Source organism: Phycisphaeraceae bacterium (assembly GCA_019636795.1).
GTDB lineage: Bacteria > Planctomycetota > Phycisphaerae > Phycisphaerales > UBA1924 > JAHBWW01.
Window position 1 is genome coordinate 522,946 of sequence record JAHBWW010000003.1, and the last position, 26,582, is coordinate 549,527.

Genomic DNA, 26,582 nt, shown 5'->3' on the forward strand with positions numbered 1-26,582 from the left:
TACTGTTTCAGGCACGATCTTTCGGATCGCTCGAAGAGCGAGATTGATCGGGCCTGGGTGGCTGCTTTGCGGTTGGGGAAAGGAAGGACGATGCACGATCGAACAGGTCAAGAACGCACATCATTGAGAGCAATGAACATGGGAAGAGCTCTCACGTGGCCGTGCAAGAGTGCAGCAACGGGCGCGTGGCGACGGCGACGAGCGGTGTTTGCGGGCGTGCTCGTTGCGACATTGGCTGGCGGTGTTGTCGCGGAGCATGTGCCAGGCGCGGCATCGGTCGCGCGCGTGGCAGCCGAGCCGACAGTTGCTGAGCGCATTGCCTGGATTGAAGCCGAGTTGGAAAAGGCCCGCGTCGAAGCCCGCACACCCGGAGCGGGCGTTGCAATCATCGTTGACGGCAAGATTGTGCTGTCGCGAGGGTTCGGGTTGGCCGATGTCGCGTCGGGACGTGAAGTCACGGCGGATACTCGCTTCGCGGTTGGCTCGACAACCAAGGCATTCACAGCAACATTGTGCGTGATGCTGGCAGAAGAAGGCGCCATGAGCCTTGACGATCATCCGCGCAAGTTCCTTCCTGAGTTCGCCATCTCGGACGCGGAGGCGGATGAAAAGGTGACGATCCGTGATCTGCTGTGCCACCGCACGGGGCATGCAGCAATGACTCAAGTCTGGTACGGCGTCGAAGGGTTGTCGCGCGAGGATGTGCTGGAATGCTATGCGAAGGCCGAGCTGTTGCACCCGTTCCGATCGGCCTGGAACTATTCGAATGAATCTTTTCTTGCGGCAGGGTTGGCGAGCGCGGCGGCGGCGAAGACAGACTGGGACTCATTGCTGGCGGCGCGTCTGTTCAAGCCATTGGGCATGACAGGAGCGAACTCAACGCTCGCGGCGGCGAAGGCCGATGTGCTTATGGCGACTGGGTATTACCTTGACCCAACTTCTGATGCGATGGAAACTCAGCCGATGCGACTGATCGACCACGTGGCACCTGCGGGCTCGATCAATGCGAGTGCTGCCGATATGGCACGGTGGGTGATGTTGCAACTCGGGCGCGGGACGATCGATGGCGAGCAACTGCTCTCGCGTGAGAGCATCGAGGAAACGTGGAAGTCGCACAGCAAGATGAGCGGGAGCATCGGCTATGGACTGGGCTGGATGATCGCTGATTGGGAAGGGAAGCGTCTGATTACGCACGCTGGCGGAATTGACGGCTTTACAGCCGAGGTTGCGTTTGTGCCCGATGAAGGTTTTGGCGTCGTGATTCTGACTAATCATTTTGGGACTCCGTTTGCGCAGCAGGGGCGTGAGATTGCACTGCGCGGCATGTTCAAGGACCTGCCCAGTACGGTGGCCGATTTGCCGAACGAAGAGAACTTTGATCGCATGCTCGGCATGTACATTGCCAACTTCGGGCCGTTCAAGGATGCGGAGATGCCGGTGAGCGTGCAGAACGGCAGGCTTGCAGTGCTTGTGCCGGGGCAGACGACGTATGAGCTTCGGGGGCCGAGTGCGGATGGCAAGCGTCCATTCGCGCTGACCGATGCGATTGCAGTGACATTCAACGAAGACAAGGACGGAAATGTCTATTCGTTCACGTTTCATCAGGGCGGCATGAACTTTGAGGTATTCAAGCAGGGGGCTAGCGCACCGCTCGACATTGATCTTGCGGAGGCGAGTGAGTTGTGCGGCGTGTATCGCATCGATGCTGGCGGGCCTCAGATCGATGTGGATGTTCGCATTGAAAACAACCGCCTCGCGGTCAATGTGCCGGGGCAGATGGTGTATTCGTTATACGCGCCCGATGCGGAGGGGTGGTGGGTTTTTCGAGCGACGGACATGATTCGTGTGCGGTTCGACCGCGATGATGAAGGAAACGTTGTGTCGATGACTCAAAGGCAAAGCGGCAACGACATTGTGATGAATCGCGTTGGCAATCTGTCAGATCAGCCTTCACTTCCTAGCGTTGCCGATCTGATGACTCTGATTGCCGAGACGCTTGATACTGAGGGGCGCATCAAGTCGCTTGAAGTTTCGGGAGCAGTCGTCGCCCGACATCAGGGACTGGCCGGCACGCAATTGCTGCTGTCGGATTCGAGCGGGCGAGTTCGAAGTCACAGTAACTTGGGGCATGGGCGCGTCTCCGACTCGTGGGTCGGGGCGAGCGGCGGAACGAGTCGTGTGTACGCTGTTGCGGAAGATATCCCGATGACTCCGGGCATGTGTTTTGGTCTGTTGCAGCAGACGCCGCTCTTCTGGATGCGTGATTGGCGTGAACAATTCGAGCGGGTGCGCGTTGTCGGGAAGGAGCAGCGTGATGGTGGCGAGACATACGTTGTGCATTGTTCACGTCAGGGTTCGCCAGCGACGATCATTGAAGTGGATGTGTCGACCGGAAGGCTGCGGTCGATGAAAGTCACGAGCGAAAATTATCTCGGAATGCCAGTGGAGATCGAGACAAAGCTGGATGACTGGAGGCCGGTCGAGGGCGTGATGATGGCGCACCGATGGGAAATGAGCGTAGCGATGGCCGGTTCGAGCGTGATGCACTGTGAAAAGGTGCGTGTCAATGTGCCAGTGATGGATGCGACTTTTGAAGTGACGCCTCGCGAGTAGGGCGAGCACTCGAATCGTTTGTAGCATTCAAATGAAAAAGCCCCGTCATTGGTATGACGGGGCTTTCTATTTCGGACGCAGTGTTTCGCTGCGCGTCGGCGTTCAGGCGCGACGGCGGCGGGCTGCCATCAGGCTTCCGATGCCCAGAAGCGCGAGCGTGCTCGGCGAAGGAATGATGCAATAGGACAGGAAGTCGCCCGCGACCGAAGCAGTATCCCAGTCGGTCGTTGCGAAGTCACTGCGGCTCAGGTGGTCGACGCCCGGAGGGTTGCCGACTCCGCCAGATGAAGCGATATCGAACATGATCTTGTCACCGACACTGACGCCGAGCGATGCGAGCGAGACGGAGAAGACCTGCCTCCCGGCTGCATGCTGTGAGTCGTCGGAAGAGGTCAGGCCGTCGATCAGGTTCCAGCCGCCGCCGTCATGCGACCACAACTGCCCACCAACGCCGCTGCCGTTGTCATTTGCCCAAGTGCCGATCCAGTGACTGATGGATTGGCCGCCCCAGTTGATGTTGCGACCCCACGGGTTGTCGCCAGCGACGCCCGCACCGGTGTTGATGCCGACCACGTAGGTGCCCCAGTTGGTAGCATCGAGGTCTGCCCCGGTCTGAATGCTGATGTAAAGGTTGGTCGCGTCGTTGGTCACGGTGACGCTGATGATGTCGAGGTGATTGAACCCCTGCGAGGCGAAGAAGTCGTGGAGGTCGCCACCTGCGAGATGGTTTCCACTGTTGTCGTTGTAAACGTCCGCCGCTGCGACTCCGGCAGCGAGCGCCAGTACTGCCAATGCCATCTTCATACTCTGACTCCTCTCTCAATGAACGAACATCGAATCGTAAGGCCAAAGCCGCGGAACCGAGCACATCGCCAGCCGCGAGCGGCAGAGTCCAAGCCAACATGGTACAGCCAAATGCCGAAGATGCAACGCAAATCGCGGTCGGATCCGTGTGAAATTCACAAGATTTCAATCGGTTCCGAACAGGAATTTCAGCGCATCGGGAAACCGCTGGGCCCATGCGGCTTCATTGTGGCGGGCCTCGGGAACGATCACAAGCCGAACGCGATGCGGGTTCGCTCCTGATTCAGTGAGCCTTGCGTGAGCAAGACGGGCCCAACGTTGGAGGCGATCGTTGCCCAGTTTGACATCGGGTGAGTCGCCGAGCTCGCGGCCGCCCACTCCGATCGAGATTTTGGCTGGCCACAGATCCGAGCGGGCGAAAAGGGATGCCGCTTCGTCGCTGCGTTCCTCGACCGATGTAACGCTCTCGATCAGCAGACGTCCGAAAACTCCCGGGTTGGTGGTGGCAATGTAGATGCTGATGACGCCACCGAGCGACGACCCTCCAATGCCCGTCTGGTTGGCATCCTTCGATACACGAAAAGCCCGCTCCACGCGCGGCTTGACTTCGGACATGAACCAACTGCCAAACTCGGCACCCGCCGGCGCAACACCCGGCAACACATCGAATGGCAAGTACTCGGCGATGCGGTGACTCCCAGCGTGCGGGACGCCGACGATGATCATTGGCGGGATCGCACCGTGTTCGATCAGGCGTGAGGCCGTCTCATCCACCTGCCACTCGTCGGGCCCGCCCGGTGCACGATCGAAGAGATTCTGCCCGTCAAACATGTAGAGCACGGGGTACTGGCGGTTGACGTTCTCGGCGTTGTCATAATCTGGTGGCAGCCAGACGATCAGGTCTCGCATCATGCCCGCGGCGGGGCCTGCACCGCCAGCGACCTGAAGGCGGCGCACCGTGCCTGTGACAGTCAGGTCACGATACTCGGTGGTCTGCCGCCCGCTGGCAATGTCGCGTGGACTGCGAAAACGAGGTACCTGGAACTCGATCACCGGGCGCGAGCCATCGGCGAAGTCTGCGGCTTTGATGCGAGGCAGGACACGATTGTCGATATCGTTGCCATCCGGATCGGTCTCAACATAGTCCCAGGACCCGAGCGTGAACTTGAACTGGATTGTGCCATCGTGTGTGAATTGTTCGAACACATACTGCCACCGGCCGTCGGATCGAGGTGACATCTGGAACTCGCGTTTGGCCGGATCCCACCCACCGACGTTCGAAGCGATGAACATCGGTCGTGCGTCCGATGCCATGCGCGTGGTGTCATCAACAACGATCACAAATCCCTGAGGCAAGGTTTCGGGCTGGACGAGATCATCCTTGACGGCCAGAACAATGTCTGCGAAAGCGGGTGAGACCATTACAGACGCGAAAGAACAAGTCATGAGGCCGGCAATGAGAATTGATCTGAGCATGACTGGATCGTAGATCATTTGTTGGCGAGCAGGCTGGCCTTCACGCCATGGACTGGGAGGAAAAATGAAGCCTACTGCGGAGCAAAAAAAGCGTCGCCCGCGCCTAGAAGACACGGGCGACGAAATCGTGGTTGTTTCAGTCAGGTCAATGTGCCCGACATGGAATCATGACCTCAAGGGCAGCCCTGGCTGAAGATGTTGAGGTAGAACTGAACATCGAAGAAGTCGTAGAGACCGTCATTGTTCATGTCAGCAGACGGATTCTGAGCGGAGAAAGCTGCGAGGAAGTTCTGGACGTCGAAGAAATCGAGCGAGCCGTCTCCGTTGCGGTCTGCCAAACAGGGTTGAGCCGTTGCACTGAGGTTGACGTACTGCGTGCCTGCGATGGTGTTGAAGTCGATTTCGGAGACTTCACCGAGATTGTCGGCTGATGGCAGTCCACCGATGACCTGGTTTGAGACGAACCCGAAATCGCCGCTCGAAATCCAGCCGGCCATCAGAATGTCCTGTGTGCCGTCCCACCCGAGTTCGGTGAGATCGATGCAGAGCTCGATGCCGGTATTGACATCGGCCGCACCGGCTGTGGTCGTTGAGGTTACGCCTGCGACGTTGGAGTTGTTGATCGCGCCCTGGACCAAGCCGACTGCCGGGCGATCGGACGGGAGTGCGGAGCCCTGAAGAATCTCCAGCCCCAGTTCAGATGAACGACGCGGGCCATACTCAGCGAACAGGTTTGCGCTGAATCCGTCCTGCTGGTCAAAGCGAGGCCCGGAGAAGTTGATGAGTTCTACCGCGTTGGGCACTGCGTTGCCCTGACCATCGGTGACCGGGCCACCGAAGTAACAGCCATAGTCGGCCTGAAGCCCGAAGAAAGGATCAACCAGCGGGGAAGTGCGAAGCACAGCACAGTCGATGTAGTTGATGAGGTTGCCATTGCCCCCATCGACGCCGTTATTGATATTCAACCAATAGTCAGCCGCAAAGGGGCTGTCGAAGGTCACACCCGCCATGCGGTTGAGCCCACCGAAAGAGATGTCAACGTTGTCGTTGCGAAGCGAGCTTTGGCCGCCCGGACGAACATCGAAGAACAGGCTCAGCTTGTTGTAGTTGACTTCCATGTTGCCACCGATGAAGACGTACAACTTGCCCGCGTTGGTATCGATGTAGGAGCGGACATTGTTGATTTCAGAGCCGTATGCCCAGTTGGCATTGGGCGAGACCGGCGAGGCCTGCGACGGGCTGCCGATGACGCCTTCGACGTTCGAGTTGTCGACCGCGAGGGCATAGTTGGACGCGACGACGCCGGCATTGGCAGCCCCATAGCCTGCGATGGTGCCGAGTTCGTCAATCGATCCGGTCGTGGGCCCGGACCACAGGCGAGGTTGGGCGTTGGTCGAATCGACAGTAACCAGGAAATCGGCCCCGAAGTTTGAATCGAATGTCAGTCCGCCCTGCGCGTTGATGATGAACGCGCCCGCGCCTGAGCCGCCGCCGAGCGTGTTGAGCCCCGTTCCGGCATTCGAGTCAAGATCGAGGTAAAGGTCCAGCCCATTGCCATTGGCTTCGAGGTTGCCGGCAATGAAGAGGTAGAGGAATGTGCCGTCGGTGGCTGCGTAGACAGCGTCGATTTCGGATCCGCCGCCACCAATCTCGGTGCCTGCGGTCGAGTTGCCAAAGCCGGTGTAATTGGTCTGAAGGAACTGCGCCGCGCCGTAGGCCGCATCGCGCGTGCCATCGACAGTAATTGAACCGGCAGCGACTGCGTTGATCGCGACCCATTGATTGCCGGGGAAGGCGGGGTTGTTAGCGAAATCTGGGGTTCCGCCGATGTTCGGTGTGTCGATCGGAAGGTTGGAGTGAATGATCTGATTCGAGAGGAATGAACGATCGCCGGAGTTCACCCAGCCCGCGAGGCGGAAACTGGTCGCGTTGTTGATGGCTGAAAGTGGGATACGGATTTCGACACCGGTGCTGACGTTCTCGGGCGGCAGGCCGAAGTCGCCGCCGGTGAACATGCCGGCTTGATTGTCGCCGAAGGCTGTGGGCTGATTCTGAACCCACTGCACCGCGCTGTAGAGCGAGCCTTCCGCCCCCGGGTCGAAGATGCCGTCCACGGTGGGTTGGGCGACAGCAAGACCGGCACATGCCGCGAGCGCGGCGCACGAGATCATCCTCTTCATCATCACTTGGTTCTCCTCAAAGTGGGCTCGATCATGTCGCGCCCGTTGCTTGCCGAGTTCGCCCACATTGACCGCCCCGATGCGTTCGGGTCGTTCAAAGCACGGTGTGGGCATCGCGTCTGATCAGAATCAGAAGCCGCAACGGAAGAGTTTACCACCCTAATGACTTTTCGGCTAGACTTTTTTTCGTGGTGTGTCGATTTCGTGGTATTTACACAATCTGAACAAATGCCGCCCCAGGAACGATGACCGAATGCGATAAAGGCAAGCAGATATCGCATCCATGTCCCTGCGACAGCGAACAAGTGTTGTTGCACTTTTGATTGACTCGTTGTTGAACCGACTTTATCATCGGGGTCAGGAACGATGCACGTGGACAGGACCGATAGCCAATTCTTGGTGATCCGGCATGCCAGAGCGTGCCCCTGTCAGAGGGATTGACATATGAAACAGCCTCCAAACCGCTGCCTTCGGGCCTTCACGCTGATCGAGTTGCTCGTGGTCATCGCGATCATCGCGCTGCTGATCGGGATTCTGCTGCCTGCACTGAGCAAGGCACGCAAGGCTGCGCAAGTCGCGGGGTGCCTGTCCAACGTAAGGCAGGTTGGAATCGCGATGGCTGCCTATTCGGGCGACTCCAAGGATTGGAACCCGTTTCTTCCGTTTGCCAGCGTTGTTGATGAGCAGGCGTGGAGAGGCCAACTCTCTGCTCGTCCATACCTAACCGGGCAGGAAAAGTATGGCGGCGTTGCTGGCCTGTTCAGCACATACCAGATCGGCGATGGCACGCCGGGAACTCCGCCTACGGGCGATGTCGGTCACACCTTCACACTCATTCCCGGGCGTGGAATCGTCTATGGAGCGTATAGAGATGGAAACACATCTCCGCTCCTCGCGTCTTACATTGACGGCTTCGGCGTGCTCAAGTGTCCGTCGGATCGCGAAACCATTTACTGGGGACGCTTTTACGGCCAACTCGAAACACGTCTTGCAGCCGCTGTTTCTGCAGGACGACTCAAACTCCCAATCGCACCTGGTGGAAGTAACGAGGTGATCGGCTACAACATTTCATATATGTACATTGCCGGTTTCAAGAGTTACGACCCCGACATCCTTTCTCCCGCTCCACTATGGGGCGATGAGACGCAGGCTTCAGATGTCGGCACCAACTCGTTCTATGGCAATTCTGCCGACGCTCAGTACGCAGGCCTTACCGGCACTCACGCTGATCGCCAATCTTCCTACGCCAAGATCGACAACCATGGCGACTCAGGGGGCAACTGGGTCTTTACCGATGGCCACGCGACGTTCTATCAAGGCAACGTTCACGAGACATTCTTCAGGACCTTCCCTCCCGGCCAGCCGGCCAACGGCGAGAGCATCAACGTCATCAATCGTTACCGCAGCGAAAAGGTGCAGACGTACGATTGAAATTCGTCGGGTGGTTCAGCCGTCTACTCGCTCAGGAGTCGCTTCACACCCACGAGCCAGTTCACGCACAAACGCCCCGGCTTCGAAGGCAACATTACCGTTGCGCGCTTGTACCTCGCCCATGCGTCTGACGAGCGCGCTGCCGACGATTGCAGCCTCGGCGTGAGCGACGACTGCACGCACATGTTCCGGCGTCGAGATGCCAAAGCCGCAGGCAATCGGCAGGTCTGTCACTTCGCGCAGCTGCGACACGCGCCGTCCGACATCGGGAGCCTGGTCACGCTCTCCGGTGATGCCGGACCGCGCGAGCAGATAGATGAACCCCGTCGAAAGGGCTGCGATTCTGGCTGCACGTTCGCGTGAAGTGGTCGGGGCGATGAGCAGGCTGGCGGTCATGCCTGCCTCGGCTGTACGCCTTGCAAGCTCGCCCGCTTCTTCGAGCGGTGCATCAGGAAAGATGAACCCATCGAAGCCCGCTTCGCGCGCTGCTTCGATGAACCGGTCAGCGCCGATCCGATGCACGATTGACACACTCACCATCGCGATCAGCCCGACATTGGTCCGGCTGCGCACATGGTGTACCTGTTCGAACACTCCTAACGGGGTGCTGCCCTGAATCAACGCCTCGTGCATGGCCGCTGCAATCACAGGTCCATCGGCGATCGGATCAGAGAACGGAATACCGATCTCGATGATGCTCGCGCCCGCGCCGGCGACAGCCTCGATCACGCCTGCAAGCGACCCGCGTTGAGGATAATCCGCACACACGAATGGCATCAGGGCTTTGCGTCTGCTCTCCCGAAGTTGCGAAAAGATCTGATCAATCCTGTTCATTCGTCTTTGCGCCTCGACCTTGCGGCCATGACCGGCTCTATTCGATCACATCCCGTACCTGCTCAAGCCCGGCAGTCAGCACTCGAGGCCCATCGGGCGTGATGAGCACATCGTGTTCGTAGTGCACCGATTGCGACCCATCGGCGGTGTAGATCGGCCAGGCGCCCCGCGCTTGCGTGGTTTGCCCGGTCCCGACTGCAATCATCGGCTCAACCGCAAGAAGTGTGCCGGGTTCGCAGGGTTTGGCACCATCGGGCCATTCTCCGGAGTAGGTCGGTACCACGTTGGACACAAAAGGAGGCTCGTGCAGCCTGCGTCCGTATCCATGCCCGCCTAGCCCACGAATGAGGTGAAACCCGGCGATCTTCTCGACATGATTCTGTACCGCCTGGGCCCACGCCATATAGGTGTTGCCAGGGCGCAGTTCCGCGATGCCCAATTTCAGCGAGCGTTTGCCAGCGTCGCAAAGCCTGCGCACTTCGTCGGTGGGTTTGCCGAAGACGTAAGTCCATGCGGCGTCGCCGATCCACCCGCGATAGGTCACGCCAATATCGATCTTGAGCACATCGCCCTCGACAATCGGACGGGTGATATAGCCCGCTGTGCCGTGGACAACACATTCATTAAGGCTCAGACACGCATGCGAGGGGAACGGCGGCAGCCTCGGAACGCGATACCCGCGAAAGCAGGATTTGCACGATAGTTCTTCGAGGGTGCGCGCGACGAATGAGTCGATCGTCGCCAGCGTCAAGCCCACTTTGAGCATGTCCGCCAGGCGCAAGTGCACCTCGACGACCTTCTCGGCAGCCTCGGCCACCGCCTGCTCATCGCGTGTATGAAGGGTCTTTGACATCGACCCCATGGTAGGTTGCACAGACATGGTCGGCAGGCCGCTATTGTTGCTACTGCTGTGCATGTGACCATTGCCTACAACCCGTCCTCCGGCCTGGGCAAGTCCGAAGCGTCGGCTCGCCAGCTCGTGGGGGCTTTGGAGTGCTCCGGGCTGGAGGTTGATCTTTGCGACGCCCGCGCCGGGATCGACGAGACAAGCCTTACACAGTCAGCTGCACTGGTGGTTTGTGGCGGCGACGGAACGGTGCTGCATGCTTCAGCTGTTGCCGTACGCGCTGGTGTGCCACTCTATCATGTTCCAACCGGCAACGAGAATCTGTTCAGCCGAGCGTGGGGATTCTCACGCGATCCGGAGATGCTGGTCGCTGCACTTCGGTCCGGACGCACCGTGCGAGCCGATGTAGGACTCGCAGCAACTCAAAGCCCGGCGATCGCGCCCGAACGGTTCCTGCTCATGTGGTCGATCGGGCCCGATTCGAGTGTCATCACGCGACTCTCTCAATCACGCACGCGCCCGAATGGGCATGCGGCGTATCTTGGTCCAGTCTGCGTCGAAGCGCTCAGCCCGATGCTTCCGACGGTCAGCATCTCGATTGACGGACAATCGCTTGTCGAGCGTAAGCGAGGCTGGGTAATTGTCGCAAACTGCGCTCAGTATGCCTGCCGCTGCAACTTCGCCCCCGATGCCTCGATGACGGATGGCTCGCTGGATGTCGTCTTCATCCCGGCGACAACAACACTTGGCTGCTGCTGGGCTCTGCTTCGCGCTCGCCTTGGTACGTTGAGCAGCGACTCTCGAGTGCGCCGAGGCCGAGGCCAGTGCATTCAGGTTGCCGCAAAACGTGCACAAGGTATCGCTGCGCAGATCGACGGTGAATCTGCAATGTCCGCGGAGTGCCCCAATGCACTCGAGGTGACTCTCTCGCTCGATCCGGCCAGCCTGCAAGTGCTTCTGCCAGCTGTAAACTAGTCTGCCTGAGGTGAAGGGATCGCCGTTTTTTGTGTGCTTGGCGTACCGCTGTCAGGCGTGCGCAGAACAACCTCTCCATCCTTGTCATAAAACGTGAGCGAGCCGATACTGTCCTTGAGCATCAGAACCGCTGCCCCCTTGAGTTCAGGGCCGTGCATCGCGATTCCGCCTCCGCCATGCGAGAACTGTGCCGCGCCGAGTCGCACAACGCCGGCTTCATCCATGAGGTACATCGCGGTCTGAACTTCGTCATGAACGAGCGTCGCTCGGATCAGCCCGCCCCCATCGAGCACGAACAGCCCCGCTGAACCTTGTTCATCGATCCCCAGCTCTGCTCGTACACGCTCATTGTCATCGACCATCTGAATGCGTTTGGCCCGCAATACCTCTGGTGATCTGGTTGCTGTCGTCGTCAATCCCACTGTTGCCAGCGTGCCAATCGCACACAACGCGACAACAAGCGAGCGGTTGATCCTGCGAAGATTCGCCACGCGCGATTCGAGGCTGTCCAACCTTGCTGCGATTGATTCGCCCTCTGCGCTGGTCGTGCTGTTGGCGATGTCATTCAACGTCTTCATCCCTCGTCCTTTCATGGTGCCGTGCATGTTTGTCAAAGTGTGTCCATCTAGTCTCACTCGATCGGCCTCGGCCCGAGTCGGGCTCGGGACCGCGCCCCCGCATCAATTATCGACATGTCGAGTCAGTCTGGGCGAATCTATATCCTCCAGTGTTCCTTTCAGCCGCCACCTGCGCAAAAGTCGCAGGGCGTTGAGCACCACCACAACCGTTGACCCCTCGTGCAGAACCACCGCAACCCCGAGTTGTGCATATCCAATAGCTGCAAGCGGAGCGACAGTTGCGATGACGCCCAGTGCAATGACCAGATTCTGCACCATGATTCTTCGGGCACGCCGCGCCAGTGCATGAGCCTCGGCAACCGACATCAATCGTTCGCCCATGATCGCAATGTCGGCGTTCTCTGCTGCGACGTCGGAGGCTGCCGACCCCATCGATAGACTCACCGACGCGCGAGCCAGAGCCGGGGCGTCATTGGCACCATCGCCGACCATTGCCACCCGCCCGGTCTCATGCTCGATCGACTCAAGCCATGTCATCTTCTCGCCCGGTGCGAGTTCTGCGTGAACTTCATCAAGCCCGACCTCGGCAGCAATGACACGCGCCGAGCCCGCATGATCCCCGGTCAGCATCGTCAGCCGCAACCCCCGTGCAGCGAGCGCCGCAAGCGCAGCCTTCGCGTCAGGCCGCACCTGATCGCGCACACCGATAAGCCCGATGATGTGCTGCCCGCGTGTGACCACGACGATTGAGCAGCCCTCCGCAGCCAGTGCCGCAACATGCTGTAACGCATCGCTTCGCTCAGGTTGATTGTCGATGAGTTTGGGCGAGCCTGCCTGCACGGACTGCCCGCCGACGACCGCTTCCACCCCGCGGCCGGCGATCTGCCGGGCATTGCTGACTTCGGGCAGTTCGAGCCCGCGCTCCTCGGCCTCGTGCACAATCGCATCGGCCAGCGGATGCGTGGCCAGTGCCTCAACCGCGGCTGCAAGCGAGAGCAATTCCTGCTCGGTCGCTACCGCACTGCGCCCTGCTCCTTCCATGACCAACACGCGATGCACACGAGGCGTGCCTTGCGTGATTGTGCCAGTCTTGTCGAATGCAAACGCCTTCACGCGCGACAGGCGTTCGACGCTTTCGCCGCCCTTGAAGACGATCCCGTGCCGCGCGCCTGATGCGATCGCGCACAGATATGTCGCCGGCGCACCAATCACCAGCGCGCACGGTGAAGCCGCCGTCAAGAACGCCATCGACCTGTAAAACCACACCGCTGCCTCATACCCGAGTGCGACCGGCACAGCAAACAGCAACGCTGCCGCACCGAGCACACACGGCGCATACACCCGCCCGATGCGTTCGGTCAGCATCTCGATGCTCGCCCGCTTTGACCTTGCCTCGGTCACGACGTGAACGACGCGCGCCAGCGCGCTCTCGGCTGCTGGCCTGCTTGCTTCATAGACAAACGCCGAGCCCGTGTTGAGTGTGCCGGCAAAGACTTCGGACCCCACCTTTTTCTCGACCGGCATCGCCTCTCCGGTCAGCGTTGATTCGTCAATGGCCGTCTGCCCTTCGATCACGATGCCATCGCAGGCGATGCGCTCGAACGACCGCACCCGCACGCGATCGCCAACCCGCAGCGCGTCGATCGTGACCACTTCGTATGTACCGTCGCCGCGACCACGCTCAGCGGCAACGGGCACGAGCGATTCAAGGTGCTTGAGCGATCGTTCGGCGCGATCGAGTGCCATGTGCTCGCCCGCAGCCCCGAGCCCGAAGAGGAACAGCAGGAACGCCCCCTCGACCGCGTGATCGATTGCCGCTGCTCCGATCGCCGCGACGAACATCAGCGTATCGACATCAATGCGACGCTCTCCCAAGGCCTTGAGCGCACGCCGCGAGGTCCGCTGGCTCGTCAGCAGCGCGCTGAGCCCCGCAAAGATCCAGAGCATCGCCCCTGGCCAATCGCGAAGCTCGACCACCCATGCCAGCGCCACGCAGAGCCCGCCCGCGCCCACCATCGCAACTTCGTACCATGATCGATCGGGCACGACGGGCGCCTCGCCAGCCGCTTCCGTGGTGGGGAGTGCCGCTGATCCGTCTGGCGCAATACCACTCACATTCGGCTTTGCGCTGCGGCTCAATCGTCGCTCTCTTCGTAACGGCGAGGCACGAACACAGGCCAGTTCGTATCGCCCGTGTACTTCGTAAGCGGAGCGTGCACCCCGAACTCGTGGACCAGTCGCCCGCCAAGGTGCCCGACGTTGGCCAGTGCCACCACTCCGCCCATGAACGCAAGCAGATACACCGTGTGCAGACCGAGCATCATCGCTTTCTTCTTTTTCCTGAGCAGCACGGCCGTCAGACCCAGCACCGCGACGTAGCCCGCAGTCAGACCGAGAAAGATCCACCGCGCCATCTCGCCGCCTTCTTCATGCTGCTCAAGGACCGTGGTTGCGGCTGGAGACAGAATCCCATCGACCAGTTTCGCAGCCGCCTCGCCGCTCATCACCGCCAGCACCAGGCCCAGCGTGCCCACCGCGATTACCGTCATGGTCGCTGCAGCCAACCCGCGTCGCCAACGCTCGCCCGCAAGCGCCGTCGCAACGATCAGCACCGGCGCAAACGCAAGCAGACCGATCGGTAGATGGACGAGAATCGGATGTGCCGCGTCCCATGAAGGAATCGACGGAAGCGCAAACATGATCGTCCTTTCAATAAAGGTGTCTGCACGCTGATTATACTCTGCGCGGGCAAAGCCCAGAGTGACCAGAAGGATTGAACGGTCCAGCGGCGAATCAGGATTGTCCTGCACGTCGCACGCCGTGCCCGCAACACACACAAGGGCCATACTCCATGCAAACGCACAACCTCATCGCCGGGCAGTGGACTGCTGCTGCCGACGGCGCGACCATCGAAGTCACCAACCCCGCCACCGACGAAGTCATCGCCAGCGTCCCGCGCTGCGGCCGCGACGAAACCCGCCGCGCGATCGAGGCCGCTCACGCCGCTCTTTCCGCCTGGCGGACCCGCCCGGCACACGAACGGGGCGCCTTGTTGCGCACCCTCGCAGGCCTGATGATGCGCGATGCCGACCGCCTTGCGCGGCTCATGACCCTCGAACAGGGCAAGCCTTTGGCCGAAGCTCGCGGCGAGATCGCCTACGCCGCTTCGTTTCTCGAGTGGGCAGCCGAAGAAGCCCGTCGCGTCAGCGGCGAGATCATCCCCGCCTCGACAACCGCTAAACGCATCCTGGTCCTGCGTCAGCCTGTGGGCGTTGCCGCGATCATCACGCCCTGGAACTTCCCGTCGGCGATGATCACGCGCAAACTCGGCCCGGCTCTTGCGGCCGGCTGCACCGTCGTCATCAAGCCTGCCGAATCAACTCCGCTCTCGGCCATCGCCATCGGTGAACTCTCGCTCGAAGCCGGCATCCCAGCCGGTGTTGTCAACATCGTCACCGGCACCGCGCGCGAGATCGGCAGCGAGATGTGCGACAACTTCCTCGTGCGCAAACTCTCCTTTACCGGTTCGACGCCTGTGGGCCGCGTGCTCATGCAGCAGGCCTCGAAACACCTGCTGCGTCTGAGCCTCGAACTGGGCGGGCACGCTCCGTTCATCGTCTTCGACGATGCCGATCTCGACGCCGCCGCTGCCGCTGCGATCACCACCAAGTTCCGCAACGCGGGCCAGACGTGCATCTGTGCCAACCGCTTCTATGTTCACGCCAGCGTCCACGATGCCTTTGTCCAGCGGCTGGCCGCTGCGACCGAGCGCCTCGTGGTCGGCAATGGCCTGGGCGAGGGCGTTAACATCGGGCCGCTCATCGACGACAAGGCCATCGCCAAGGTCGAGGAACACGTCGCCGATGCGACCGACCGTGGCGCACGCCTGGTCTGCGGCGGTTCGCGCGTGCGCGTGAGCGGCTGTGCCGATCGCTTCTACCGCCCCACCGTGCTGGCCGGGCTCGCGCCCGAGATGAAGATCGCGCACGAGGAAACTTTCGGCCCGGTGGCGCCGGTGGCGCGCTTCGAGACCGAGGCCGAGGCCATCGCGCTGGCCAACGACTCGGAGTACGGGCTGGCGGCGTATTTCTTCACGCGCGACGCCTCGCGGCTCATCCGCGTGGCCGAAGCGCTCGACTATGGCGTGATCGGCGCCAACGACGCAGCACCTTCGACGGCGCAGGCGCCGTTCGGCGGGATGAAGCACTCGGGCTTCGGCCGCGAGGGCGGGCACTACGTCATGGACGAATACACCGAGATCAAGTACGTCTCGTGGGGCGTGTAGGCCGCCGCTCGGGTTCCTGTACGCCCACAAAACACAGAACCCTCGCATGCCAAGGGGCGTGCGAGGGGTGTGCGGTCCGGACTCATGCTCAGCAATGACCCCGGCGGGATTCGAACCCGCGTTACCAGGATGAAAACCTGGTGTCCTGGACCTGACTAGACGACGGGGCCGAGGGGCGTCATTGTAGCCCCCACACCCCCGGGGGTCGTGCATCCTCGCTGCATGTCGTACCATCGAGCGATGCCCGCAGACTCTGGCCAATCCTCCCGCCCCCCCCCGCCGACGCCTCTGCCTGTCGATCCGCGCTCTGCTGAACTGGTCCTCTTTGGCGGTTCTTTTGATCCGCCGCACCGCGCTCATTTCGCCTTTGCCCGTTTCGTTCTTGAAACTGTGCCGGGTTCATCGCTGATTTTCGTGCCCGCTGCGCGTTCGCCGCACAAGTCCACCGGCCCCATTGCCACAGGCCCGCAGCGCGTCGCCATGCTCGAAGCCGGCCTCTCCGATCTCGGGCTCGCGACCGACCCCCGCATCGGCATCTGGACTGACGAACTCGACCGCGCCGAGTCTGGAAGCGAGCCGAGTTATTTCGTCGACACGCTCTGCCGCGCCCGCTCGCTGCTGCCCGCGTCGGTGCGTGTGCGCTTCGTCATCGGCAGCGATCAGTGGTGCTCCTTGGGCGACTGGCGTGAGCCGCACGCGATCCTCGAACTGGCCGCTCCGATCCTGCTTGTGCGCGGCGCATCGGTCGAGACCACGCCCCCCGCCCCCCCCGGTCCCTCCGCCCCCCCCGGTTCCTGGTCGGCGGCTGAGCGTCTGCTCTTCGATCGCGCCGTGCTCCCGCACCAGCCTCGCTTCGACGCCTCTTCGACGCAGGCCCGCGCTCTGCTGGCCAACGATCCGCAGTGCGATGACCTCGATGCCCTGCTGACGCCTTCGGTGCTGCATCTGGCCCGCGGCATCTACCGCGGCTGAGCCCGCGGCCATAGATAGAAACGCCCGCCCGGATCATTCCGGACGGGCGGAGTGTTGGCGTCGATTGCTCCCGCGGTCCGGGCGCGTTTCAGGCCGCGATCGTCAGGTTCTTCTTGCTCGCGATGGGGTTGCCCTCGGCCGAGCCGAAGAAGACGGTGCTGACATCGCTGGGCAGGCTTGCTCCGCCCGAGCGAACGGCGATGATGTAATAGGTTGCGTTCTGGAGTCCGGTGGGCAGGGCCGAGTCGGTGAACCTGCGTTCTTCGCTGGTGCCCAGGAGGACGAAGGGGCCGCTCTCGGAGTTGGGGCTCTTGAGGCTGCGGAAGATCTTGAATGACGTTCCGCCCTCGCGTGAGCCCTGCCATGCCAGTTCGATCGTGCCGCCGGTGGTGAGGGTGGTGGTCAGATCGGTCGGCTGCTCGGCGGGCCCGAGCGGCGAAGGCTCGGCCGGTGCGGGGATCTGGGCCATGGCGTAGACGGCCGGGTTGTTGGTCTTGAAGGCCCAGGCGCGAATGACGCGCACCTGTGCGCGTCCGATCTCGAGCATGGCCGCGACCGCGATGTCCTGCTGTTCTGTGGCTGCCTTGGCAAGGTTGCGTGCGGCCTGTGCTGCGTTGAAGGCGGCGCGTGCAGCGGTGACGGCGTTATTCAAAGAGACGATATCGGCGGGCAAAAGGCCCAGCGATGGTGGACTGACCGACCAGACGGGCAGCCGCTGCTCGAAGAACTGAATCTTCTCGTTGAGCTTGGTGGGAATTGTTTCGTTCGCCATTGTGTTCACATTCCTTTTGAGTCGGGGGCGAAGCACCATCGTGCACACAGATCGAACTGCGCCGGATTCAGATGTGCGGCCCGCGACATGCGACCCGCGTCCGCCTGTTGCATCGACTCTCGATGAATGCAACTGAAGTGTGCGGGCGGGAAAATCTGAGAATTCTGTTCGCCCGTGGCTCGGCCCGCGGGGATCGGTCGCCTGGCGGCGCAGAAAATGCGCGGCGGCTGCGGCACGAGCGTGCAGTGTTCATGCATGGGTTCCGCGCTCGTTGATGCGACACCCCAGGGGGGGGGCGGCTTCCAGCCGCCCATGCACGGTCCAGTGTCTATCCATCGGGGCCGCGTTGGTTGGTGCGGCGTCAGATCATGGCCACAGACGGCACAAACAACACATGCCCCTACATCGGGACCGCGCTAGGTGATGCGACACCCCAGGGGGGGCGGCTTCCAGCCGCCCATGCACGATCCAGTGTCTATCCATCGGGGCCGCGCTGGTTGGTGCGGCGGTCCCAGGAGGGGCGGCTTCCAGCCGCCCATGCGTGTCCATTCACCGGGGCCACGTTGGTTGGTGCGGAGTCAGATCATGGCCACAGACGGCACAAACAACACATGCCCATTCATCGGGGCCGCGCTCGTTGATGCGACACCCCAGGGGGGGCGGCTTCCAGCCGCCCATGTACGGTCCCGTGTCCATTCATCGGGGCCGCGTTGGTTGGTGCGGCTCGCCCAGCCGCATCATCGGGCTGGCGTGCAGGCTGTGTCCATTCATCGGGGCCGCGTTGGTTGGTGCGGCGCGCGACTGCTGCATGGTGCGTGGGAGCGAGCCGGTGTCCATTCATCGGGGCCGCGTTGGTTGGTGCGGCTGCGCATCGAAACCGCCGCTGGTGACGCATGGAGGGTGTCCATTCATCGGGGCCGCGTTGGTTGGTGCGGCTGCGCATCGAAACCGCCGCTGGTGACGCATGGAGGGTGTCCATTCATCGGGGCCGCGTTGGTTGGTGCGGCGCGCGACTGCTGCATGGTGCGTGGGAGCGAGCCGGTGTCCATTCATCGGGGCCGCGTTGGTTGGTGCGGCGAGCGACTGCTGCATGGTGCGTGGGAGCGAGCCGGTGTCCATTCATCGGGGCCGCGTTGGTTGGTGCGGCCGCCGCACTCGCAACATGCTGCCAAACAGGCACTTGCGAGGCGGTTTGCGAGCGTGGGCGACAACGGGGCATCGCGGGGGCCTGTTTCGGGCGCTGCCGGGCCTCAAAACCATCGAAAACGCCGGGGAAAACCGCATCCGCGAGCGTGCCCCGGCCCCCCATGCACCACCATCGCACTCGCGGGGGCGGTGCGCGACAAAACGCCCGCGCACCAACACCCCCCGCCCGGAGGGCCGCAATCAACCAACTTGCCAACGCCGCGTCGCTCTCCCGCTGCGGCCCACGCCGCCCGAGATCACCACCAACGCGAACCGGATGAATGCCGAGTGCCAAGGCGCAGTGAAGGCGACGACACGTTCTCGGAGATGCGCTGGCCCGTGGCCAGACATCGGCAGTATATCAACCCGATGCACGGCTCGCAAGTTGGAGTCCCGTCGGATCCGGGCTGCGGCGAAACGATGAGGCCGATTCAAAACGGCGTTTCGAGGTCGTCATCGCGCTCAGGTATGGGGTTATCCACAAGGCCGTTGGCAAGGCGCAGGCGCGCCATGACGCGGTGCTCGACCATTCTCCAGTATGCACCCGGTTCCCACCACGCGCCTTCGTTGAGCGAGCCCGGTTGTGCATCCGGGTCTTTCCAGAGATTGATAATCTCCTTTTGCGATGCCGCCTTCTTCGCATCGTCGTGAGCCTTCTTCGCCACTTCGTAACGTGCCTGGGTCTGCGCCAGCAAGGATTGGTCCGCGCCCTTCTTCTTTGCCGCCCTCTTTGCGGCATCCCGCTCGCGTTTGGCTTCCTCCAGTTGCAACTTTGCTTTCTTCACCGTTTCGTCATCCGCTTCACCCAGTGGCGAGCCATCGGCGCACAAGAAGGCCTTGCCTTGCTTTGTCGCAACCTTCCAGCCGTCGAGACATGCTGCGCCTGCGCAACTCTTTGGCATCGGCACGCGCCAGCCATCCCCGATGGAGGCGGGCACATACCACCACCGGCCCGCGAAATCGGGGTCGAGCAGGGCCCGCAGCCCGATGTTGGCCGCGGCGTTGAGATCGGCCTGAATCGCTCTTTTACCGTCGCACAGGGGACAGGGTTGATGGCCGACCTTCCTGCACGATCGTGGGGGCGCGGCGACGAACAGGTCGCCGCTCTTCGACAGGATGCGAAGGGGCTTTGCCTTGTTCACCTTTTCCGTGTATTCCTCCTGCTTCGCTTTCGGGATGCTGCTGCGGTCGGGCCACAATTCATCGAGCGCAACGAAGAAGCGGGCCGCCGCATCGAATGGCCTGTCCTTCGTCGAGTTTTCCTTACGTTCCTTTGCCTGTCTGACCCGCTTGCGACACCACGCCTTGTCGAGAAAGTCGGCAACGGAAATGTCCTGGCATCGATGCCCCGGCAGGCCGGTGCGACTGCACTGGCGGCTGGTGTAGTTCGGCGAGACTTCGCGCAGGTGCAGGCCGCTGAGTTGGCAGGCTTCTTCAAGGTACTTGCGTACCTTTCCCGCCGACCACGACATCAGGCCCCGATTCTCGCGACGAGGCTGGGTGTCAGCGAACTTGTAGTTGCGCAGATTCTCGATGACAATGGCGTGACAGGGCGCGTACCTGGCGCTTGGCTCCTCGACCCACACTGATTTGGTCCGCTGCCGGCCGCGTGCGTCGAGCAACGCCCGGCCCGCATGGTCGCGGCGAATGACCTGTTTCCAGTGCCCGCCCAGCCCGAGGGCCGAAGCGGCGATGCGACTGGCGATCTGCTTGACACGCTGCTCGCGCATGCGCTCCATCGTGTCGAGAATGCGCTGCGCGACCCCGGCGTTGCTCTCGCCCTTTTCTGGCGCTCCTCTGACGTTGTCCGGCTTCGGCCGCATGGCAAACTGCTTGTGCAGTCGATACAGCGATTGCATCGTCCCGATCCGCGTCAGGGAGAGTCCGCCGACATTGCGGGTCCACATCGGTGAAGACGCACCATCAAGATGCCTGCCCATGATCCAGTCGGTCAGTTCGCGCAGGTGCCCGTGCCAGCCGCCGCCTGACTCCTTGCCCGGCTTCGGGGTTGTGCGCGTGCCGATGACTACGCCGTTCTCGTCAGTCACGGGAGCATGTACAAAATCTGCTTTCGTCCGTCCTTCGCCGTCGTCGCCTTCCCATCGCTGCCTCCATCCGGCATGCATCGCCTTGGTCATGTCCGGCTTGGCCTTGGACAGGTATTCAGCGATCGGCTTGATGCGCGTCTCGCGGAACTCGTCTTCATTCTTCCTTCGCTGTTGCCGCGAAATCTCAGTCGCTTCGGGATCGACCCGCGCAGGCTCGCCGACGGCGAAACCAACACCTTGCAGCGGCTGGATATGCTCGTTCCACAACTCCCGCTCGGCAGTCCCGTCCCAAGATGTGTCAACCGCAAGTGCGTGCCAGTCGGCGAGCGTCTTGGTGAGAAATTCGATGTGCTCAGCATCGCCGCGCGTGATGGCCGTCCGCTTGTCGCCCATGCCCGGGATGTACGGACACGCGGGATCGAGCGCGTACGCGATCTTGGCTCGCCGACCGTGGCGTGTGAGGCCTGTTGATGCGATCCAGACCGCGCGGCGCATGAGTTCGTCTACGCCGCGACCCTTGACCTTGTCGGCAATATCACCCCGATACCCGAGGCTGCAAGCCAACCGAGCCACCATTTTCTCTTCGTCGATGTCTGTTGGCGTTCCGTCCTTCAAGCGGCCTCGGGTCGCGGCCCGCGCAGGCTTGTCCTCACCTGGAAGTTTGATTGAGAATTGGCGTTCGAGCCGCGCCCAGGGCGCGGGATGCGGAGTCTCCGTCGGCTTGCCTGTCTTTGGATCGCGCAGATAGTCCTCGCCGATGCGGCGGTAGATCGTCGTCTCTTCAACAGGCACGGTCTTGCCTTTGTCGCGGCCCTTGGTGCGTTCCTTCTGCACGGTCCGGGTCAGATGCAGGTACAGATCCGACTCCCGGGGCTCGGCCTGCCCATGCTCGCGGCAGGCGGCTTTCATCTGCTCGCGGTCGATCGCTTCCCACACCGCGCACGAGGCCGCGAAGCGATGGCCCAGATCGACCGACTGTACCCGCAGGCCGGGAAGTCGGGAGAGGATGAGCTTTGCGTGAATCTCCCGCTTTTCTTTCTTGTTGAGGTCAGTGTGTGGACTTCCCTTCCAACCGAGTTTCGGGTGGATGTTTCGCCCAGGACCTTCCATTGTCACAAGTTCCGGCGCGAACGTGACGAACCAGCGAGCGAAACGAAGGTCCTTTCCGTCGTCCCGCCAGTCACGCCGGCTTTCATCCCACTCCTGTTCGAGCCGCTCCAGCGTGTTCCGGTCGAGTTGCAAGCGAGCGTTCCAGCCCTTTGCACTCTTCGTAAATGGGTGCTCGGGGCGATATCGGATCGGCTCGTTGTTCGTATCAAGAGATGGCAAGCGAGCTGCAGCAAGGCTGATCCGGTCTGCACGGGGAACCGAAACTTCGGTATATTCTCGCACTCCTCCAAGATCATTCGAGAGCCGCTTGCACCGCCAGCGCATCGGCACAGGTGCTGCCTGTCTCGAGTTGAAATCAGGAAGTAGCATCCACAAACGGCGTGAGCCGTCGTTATTGCCGCCAGATTCTGGATTCTGCGGCTTGCTGTCCGGCCTCCACGCGTACCACACATTCGGCTTGGATGTGCCGCCGAACTCGCACCACGTTGGGTGATGAAAGGCATCGGGGTGGCAGAATCGCGGGATCTTGAACCGCCGCTGGTCGTGCTGCGCCTGCCGCCACTTCACCCACTGCTTGAGAAGCTCTGCGCCTCGCTCGTTCTTCCAAATGACCTCAGCAGCGAGGTCTCCAGACAGATCCGCGTAAAAAAGCGCATCGCCGAACTTCTCGGCCTTGGACTGCACCGAAGCGGTTTCTCTCTCCCGGTCTTCGGGGGATTCGATTCCCTGCCAGGCTTTGAAGACCGCCTCGCACTCTCCGATCATCCGACGAGTGATCCGAAACTCTGATGTCGGTTGCGAATGCTCTCCCCGTTTTTCTTCGTATGCGGCGAGCCAGCCCCGTGCCGCCCGGTCCGGATCAATCGCATCCAGAACCTTGTTTGCCGCGTCTTCCCTCACGGCGGCCTTGTGGCGCTCGGTTTCGTTACGCTTCATCCATGTCTGTGTCTGGCTGATCCGACGAGCGGCGAGCGCAAACATCAGATAGCGAAACTCAGACGCCCTTCTGATTTCTCCGACCCGCGCAGCACGTTCAAAACGATTCTGAACCTCCTCGGCCCATTGGGGCTTGAATACACGCAAGTCTTCTGCAGTTACTCGTTTTGCGCATGCCTTAAGGATGCTCTCAATGAGCCCCAGCATGCCCGGTGATGTACTGGTTGTAATCGCCGCTTTCTTCAGATTATCCTGAACCCGAATGCCTGCCTTGTCATGCTGATGCGTGATTGCGCCGTCTTCGTCATTTGATTTTGGCCACAGATCGGCGGCGACCAAAAGCTTGCGGTATGGTACTGCGATCTTATTCACCTTGTTGTCGGGGCTTGCCTCTCGCGGGAGCAAATCAGAGCCATTACGACCCCACCCGTGTAGCGTTCGCCAATCACGAAGTTGGTCCGGGATGGAACGTTCGGGATCACAGCGATGTAGGGTCTCGCCAAGAAAGAGATTGGTCCGGTCGAGGAACACCCATACCTGATTTCCAGCCGCAAGTGGTGACAGGAACTCATAGAGCATCGCAGCAAAGCGAATCTTGTCTAACTCCCGTTTGACTTTGGGGCCCGGGTCACCACCGAAAAGATCGCAATAGACACCACGTGAAGCGTTGCTTGGCTCTACAGCCTCTTCGGTTTCAGATTTGGATTTCTTCGTTTCCGTATCTTCGGAGTCACCTTCATCAGATGGCTCGGTTTCTTCCCGATCCTCTTCCTCCTTGACAGTCTCGTCTTTCGGCAGTGTCAACGATGCGAAGCCTGTACCACACATGGCGAACAGGATGCGACGTGCCTGCTCGGGCATATCCGCGCCCGATTCACCGAACTCGCACTGCCACTCAGAAAAGGCCGCAGCGCGATTCACGATGACGGCGTCTGCGCGGATGTTGGCGCACAATGCCAATGCACAGTCGTTGACCCACTGTCCAATCTCGACTTGGTCAGTCAGCCCTTTCGACGTCTGCAGGCATGTCCTCAGCACTTCGCCAGCCGCTTCTTTAGTCAAAGATTCCCCCGGACCCAATGCGACCAATCGGTGCGGATGATGTTCCGCGCCACGAAGGCTCTCGACCGAAAACCAGCCGAGCGCGAGAACTCGCCGGGCGCCCCGCTGCAAAAGGCGGCGACGATCAGGGTCTGGCTCAGCGTCGCATGAAGCGAGCGATGCCGGGAGCCCTCCCCGAAGGTTGAGAAAGAACTCGCCAAACTCACGCGCGCCGCAGCAAACCGCGTAGTGGGTTTGGAACAACCGCTTCCAGAGCGGCAGCCAGTCAGCGGCATCTGATGTCGAGAGCAAGCCGAGCGTGTATGAGCGCGTTGTTGTAGACATCTTCTTCGCCATTCTCGATTGCTCCTCTTGGAGTGGGCTAACGGACATTAGTGGCAACTGAGTTCATGTTCGGTCGCCAAAGACATTGACCCCGGCGTTGATCGCCTCGTGCGTCGCCCACAGGGCTTCGCGCCAGGTTCGGTCTTCGTCATTTGCCCCGCGCAGGCGAAGGGTGTAGGCCCGCTGGGTCGTCGGGGCCTCGACAGCGTTGGTATCGGTCGGGGTGTTCGCCATAGCCGAAAGGATACCGCACCAAATCGGCCGCCGTCGTCCGTGTTGTGGGTGTTCCCCCGGCCCTCCGCCGCGTCGGCGCGGCCGCTGCGGCCGCCAGGCACCGTGCCCGGTGGGTGCGCGGGGTGAAATCCTCCACCCCATCGCGTCCACCGCGTTTATTGATGCCGCCAGCGGGGGACAGCGCAGTTCCTGCCCGTGAATGGCTCGTCCGAGCGCGACGTTTTGCTCGCCGAGCGCGACGTTTTGTCTTCCGAGCGCGACGTTTTGTCTTCCGAGCGCGACGTTTTGCTCTCCAAGCGCGACGTTTTGCTCGCCAACGGCGACGTTTTGCTCTCCAACGGCGACGTTTTGCTCTCCAACGGCGACGTTTTGTTCTCCAACGGCGACGTTTTGCTCTCCAACTGCGACGTTTTGCTCTCCAGTCGCGCCATGGCCAGAGCCAGCCGGGTGCCGTGGCCATGGCTCTGCATGGCCACGACGAAGAGCCCAGTTGGTTGCAGACGCCGCATCAGACGACCCGGGGAGCGAGGAGGGCCGAGGGGTGGGTGGAAGGCTGGGCGGCTGGAAGCCGCCCCCCCTGTGAAAAGGAAGCGGGGGCAAAGGAGTGGGCGGCCAGGGTGCCGTGGCCATGGCTCTGCATGGCCACGACGAAGAGCCCAGTTGGTTGCAGACGCCGCGTCAGACGACCCGGGGAGCGAGGAGGCCGAGGGGTGGGTGGAAGGCTGGGCGGCTGGAAGCCGCCCCCACTGTGAAAAGGAAGCCGCCTCCCCTGGGAAAAGGAAGCCGCCTCCCCTGGGAATTAGGAAGCGGGGCCCCCCCATGGAAATAAAGGAAGACGGGCGGTTGTCGCGCTGTTGTCGATGGCGGCCTGAAACGACGCACGCTGGTCGGACGCCTCGCCCGCTTCACTGCTCGATGCGCGGGTCCACCCAGCGGTACATCACGTCCACCGCAAGGTTGAACAGGATCAGCATCGTCGCGAACACCAGCACCACGCCCATGATCAGGAACAGATCCTTGGTCTGCACCGCGTTGACGAAATGCTGGCCCAGGCCGGGGATCGTGAAGACCCGCTCCACAATGAACGAGCCCGTCATCGCCAGCGCCGTCGCCGGGCCCAGAAAACTCAGCACCGGCAGGAACGCGTTCTTGAGCGCGTGCCGCAGGATCACCGACCGCTCGCTCGCCCCCTTGGCCCGCGCCGTGCGGATGTAGTCAGCCCCGAGCGTCTCGATCATGCCCATGCGCGTCAGCCTCGCGATATACGCCGCGAACGGCAGCGACAGGGCAATCGCCGGCGCGATCATCCGATCGATCGAGCCCCAGCCCGCGACCGGGAAGATCGGGATCCACACGCTGAACAGCAGCAGCAAAACCGTGCCCGTGACAAAGCTCGGCAGGCTGATGCCGATCAGCGCCACCGCCAGCGTGCCGATGTCGGCCCACGAGTTGGGACGCACCGCCCCCACCACCCCCGCCGACACCCCCACCACCAGCGCGATGAGCATCGCGATCATCCCCAGCGTCGCCGACACCGGCAGCGCCGAGGTGATGATCTCGTTGACCGACCAGTCCTCGTAACTCAGACTCGGGCCCAGATCAAACACCCGCCGCTCGCGCGGAGCCACGCCATCGGCCGCCGCGATCGCCCGCTCGGTCGCGATCGTGCCGTCAAGCCGCTCGCGGGCATACGTCACGCCCGTCGCGCTGGCCAGGTACGAGCCGTAGAACTTCCAGAAACTGTCGAGGTTGTACTGCGCCTTCATCCGCTCGACCACCGCCGCGGGCGGCCGCCGGCCCTCGTCACGCTCGAGCGGATTGCCCGGAATCGCCCACGCCAGCATGAGCGTGAGCGAATAGATCACCAGCAGGATCAGCGGCAACTGGAGCAGGCGACGGACAATCATGCCGATCAT

General features: G+C 61.8%; 17 protein-coding genes, 1 tRNA gene, 1 pseudogene and 1 CRISPR repeat array. Of the genes and pseudogenes, 5 read left to right on the forward strand and 14 right to left on the reverse strand.

Going from position 1 to position 26,582, the window contains the following annotated elements; all coding sequences use genetic code 11:
* The first annotated feature begins 138 nt into the window (after positions 1-138).
* Entirely contained in the window at positions 139-2,613 is a 2,475-nt protein-coding gene (locus tag KF757_08335) for a serine hydrolase (GenBank protein ID MBX3322984.1), read from the forward strand.
* A gap of 102 nt (positions 2,614-2,715) precedes the next feature.
* Here KF757_08335 and KF757_08340 read toward each other — a convergent pair whose 3' ends face one another.
* The 3 genes from KF757_08340 to KF757_08350 all read right to left on the reverse strand — a co-directional run bounded on the left by KF757_08340 (position 2,716) and on the right by KF757_08350 (position 7,187).
* On the reverse strand, positions 2,716-3,417 hold the full coding sequence (locus KF757_08340) for a PEP-CTERM sorting domain-containing protein (GenBank protein ID MBX3322985.1): 702 nt from the start codon (positions 3,415-3,417) through the stop codon (positions 2,716-2,718).
* A gap of 165 nt (positions 3,418-3,582) precedes the next feature.
* On the reverse strand, positions 3,583-4,893 hold the full coding sequence (locus KF757_08345) for a hypothetical protein (protein ID MBX3322986.1): 1,311 nt from the start codon (positions 4,891-4,893) through the stop codon (positions 3,583-3,585).
* Positions 4,894-5,066: 173 nt separating this feature from the next.
* Positions 5,067-7,187, reverse strand: coding sequence for a hypothetical protein (locus KF757_08350; GenBank protein MBX3322987.1), 2,121 nt, complete (start codon positions 7,185-7,187; stop codon positions 5,067-5,069).
* 330 nt (positions 7,188-7,517) lie between these two features.
* Between KF757_08350 and KF757_08355 the strand changes: the two are divergent.
* Positions 7,518-7,646: pseudogene (locus KF757_08355) on the forward strand (prepilin-type N-terminal cleavage/methylation domain-containing protein).
* 873 nt (positions 7,647-8,519) lie between these two features.
* Here KF757_08355 and trpA read toward each other — a convergent pair.
* Both trpA and map read right to left on the reverse strand, forming a co-directional pair.
* Positions 8,520-9,338, reverse strand: coding sequence for a tryptophan synthase subunit alpha (trpA, locus tag KF757_08360; protein ID MBX3322988.1), 819 nt, complete (start codon positions 9,336-9,338; stop codon positions 8,520-8,522).
* A 37-nt stretch (positions 9,339-9,375) separates the two neighbouring features.
* Entirely contained in the window at positions 9,376-10,191 is an 816-nt protein-coding gene (gene map / locus KF757_08365) for a type I methionyl aminopeptidase (GenBank protein MBX3322989.1), read from the reverse strand.
* 63 nt (positions 10,192-10,254) lie between these two features.
* On the opposite strand from map, the gene KF757_08370 reads away from it, so the two are divergent.
* Positions 10,255-11,160: an NAD(+)/NADH kinase gene (locus KF757_08370; protein ID MBX3322990.1), complete on the forward strand. Its 906-nt coding sequence runs from the start codon at positions 10,255-10,257 to the stop codon at positions 11,158-11,160.
* Here KF757_08370 and KF757_08375 read toward each other — a convergent pair.
* The 3 genes from KF757_08375 to KF757_08385 all read right to left on the reverse strand — a co-directional run bounded on the left by KF757_08375 (position 11,157) and on the right by KF757_08385 (position 14,584).
* Positions 11,157-11,738 carry a hypothetical protein gene (locus tag KF757_08375; GenBank protein ID MBX3322991.1) on the reverse strand — a complete coding sequence of 194 codons (582 nt, stop codon included), beginning with the start codon at positions 11,736-11,738 and terminating at the stop codon, positions 11,157-11,159. The genes KF757_08370 and KF757_08375 overlap by 4 nt on opposite strands.
* A 102-nt stretch (positions 11,739-11,840) precedes the next feature.
* Positions 11,841-13,784 (reverse strand): cation-translocating P-type ATPase, encoded by a 1,944-nt coding sequence (locus KF757_08380; GenBank protein ID MBX3322992.1) that lies wholly within the window; start codon positions 13,782-13,784, stop codon positions 11,841-11,843.
* Between the two features lie 89 nt (positions 13,785-13,873).
* On the reverse strand, positions 13,874-14,584 hold the full coding sequence (locus tag KF757_08385; protein ID MBX3322993.1) for a hypothetical protein: 711 nt from the start codon (positions 14,582-14,584) through the stop codon (positions 13,874-13,876).
* Positions 14,585-14,589: 5 nt separating this feature from the next.
* Between KF757_08385 and KF757_08390 the strand changes: the two genes are divergently transcribed.
* Complete coding sequence (locus KF757_08390) at positions 14,590-16,023, forward strand: NAD-dependent succinate-semialdehyde dehydrogenase (GenBank protein MBX3322994.1); 1,434 nt, start codon at positions 14,590-14,592, stop codon at positions 16,021-16,023.
* A 95-nt stretch (positions 16,024-16,118) separates the two neighbouring features.
* Here KF757_08390 and KF757_08395 read toward each other — a convergent pair.
* A tRNA-Glu gene (locus KF757_08395) sits at positions 16,119-16,193 on the reverse strand.
* 70 nt (positions 16,194-16,263) lie between these two features.
* Between KF757_08395 and KF757_08400 the strand changes: the two genes are divergently transcribed.
* Complete coding sequence (locus KF757_08400) at positions 16,264-16,995, forward strand: nicotinate-nicotinamide nucleotide adenylyltransferase (protein ID MBX3322995.1); 732 nt, start codon at positions 16,264-16,266, stop codon at positions 16,993-16,995.
* An 88-nt stretch (positions 16,996-17,083) separates the two neighbouring features.
* Here KF757_08400 and KF757_08405 read toward each other — a convergent pair whose 3' ends face one another.
* The 5 genes from KF757_08405 to KF757_08425 form a co-directional block, all read right to left on the reverse strand.
* The gene (locus KF757_08405) at positions 17,084-17,767 is read right to left on the reverse strand and encodes a hypothetical protein (GenBank protein ID MBX3322996.1); all 684 of its coding nucleotides are present in this window, start codon (positions 17,765-17,767) and stop codon (positions 17,084-17,086) included.
* Positions 17,768-18,455: 688 nt separating this feature from the next.
* Positions 18,456-18,914: direct repeats of the CRISPR family, unit length 36 nt; unit sequence GTGTCCATTCATCGGGGCCGCGTTGGTTGGTGCGGC.
* A gap of 469 nt (positions 18,915-19,383) precedes the next feature.
* Entirely contained in the window at positions 19,384-24,432 is a 5,049-nt protein-coding gene (cas12b, locus tag KF757_08410) for a type V CRISPR-associated protein Cas12b (protein ID MBX3322997.1), read from the reverse strand.
* 63 nt (positions 24,433-24,495) lie between these two features.
* The gene (locus KF757_08415) at positions 24,496-24,666 is read right to left on the reverse strand and encodes a hypothetical protein (GenBank protein MBX3322998.1); all 171 of its coding nucleotides are present in this window, start codon (positions 24,664-24,666) and stop codon (positions 24,496-24,498) included.
* Between the two features lie 155 nt (positions 24,667-24,821).
* A complete protein-coding gene (locus tag KF757_08420) occupies positions 24,822-25,142 on the reverse strand; it encodes a hypothetical protein (GenBank protein MBX3322999.1) in 321 nt (106 codons plus the stop codon).
* A 429-nt stretch (positions 25,143-25,571) separates the two neighbouring features.
* A complete protein-coding gene (locus tag KF757_08425) occupies positions 25,572-26,582 on the reverse strand; it encodes an ABC transporter permease (protein ID MBX3323000.1) in 1,011 nt (336 codons plus the stop codon).

Bases quoted from the DNA above. Each gene is read 5' to 3' on its own strand.
- KF757_08335 (MBX3322984.1), top strand. From the start codon at position 139: ATGGGAAGAGCTCTCACGTGGCCGTGCAAGAGTGCAGCAACGGGCGCG.
- KF757_08340 (MBX3322985.1), bottom strand. From the start codon at position 3,417: ATGAAGATGGCATTGGCAGTACTGGCGCTCGCTGCCGGAGTCGCAGCG.
- KF757_08345 (MBX3322986.1), bottom strand. From the start codon at position 4,893: ATGCTCAGATCAATTCTCATTGCCGGCCTCATGACTTGTTCTTTCGCG.
- KF757_08350 (MBX3322987.1), bottom strand. From the start codon at position 7,187: ATGCCCACACCGTGCTTTGAACGACCCGAACGCATCGGGGCGGTCAAT.
- trpA (MBX3322988.1), bottom strand. From the start codon at position 9,338: ATGAACAGGATTGATCAGATCTTTTCGCAACTTCGGGAGAGCAGACGC.
- map (MBX3322989.1), bottom strand. From the start codon at position 10,191: ATGTCAAAGACCCTTCATACACGCGATGAGCAGGCGGTGGCCGAGGCT.
- KF757_08375 (MBX3322991.1), bottom strand. From the start codon at position 11,738: ATGAAGACGTTGAATGACATCGCCAACAGCACGACCAGCGCAGAGGGC.
- KF757_08385 (MBX3322993.1), bottom strand. From the start codon at position 14,584: ATGGCCCTTGTGTGTGTTGCGGGCACGGCGTGCGACGTGCAGGACAAT.
- KF757_08390 (MBX3322994.1), top strand. From the start codon at position 14,590: ATGCAAACGCACAACCTCATCGCCGGGCAGTGGACTGCTGCTGCCGAC.
- KF757_08400 (MBX3322995.1), top strand. From the start codon at position 16,264: ATGCCCGCAGACTCTGGCCAATCCTCCCGCCCCCCCCCGCCGACGCCT.
- KF757_08405 (MBX3322996.1), bottom strand. From the start codon at position 17,767: ATGGCGAACGAAACAATTCCCACCAAGCTCAACGAGAAGATTCAGTTC.
- cas12b (MBX3322997.1), bottom strand. From the start codon at position 24,432: ATGTCTACAACAACGCGCTCATACACGCTCGGCTTGCTCTCGACATCA.
- KF757_08415 (MBX3322998.1), bottom strand. From the start codon at position 24,666: ATGGCGAACACCCCGACCGATACCAACGCTGTCGAGGCCCCGACGACC.
- KF757_08425 (MBX3323000.1), bottom strand. From the start codon at position 26,582: ATGATCGGCATGATTGTCCGTCGCCTGCTCCAGTTGCCGCTGATCCTG.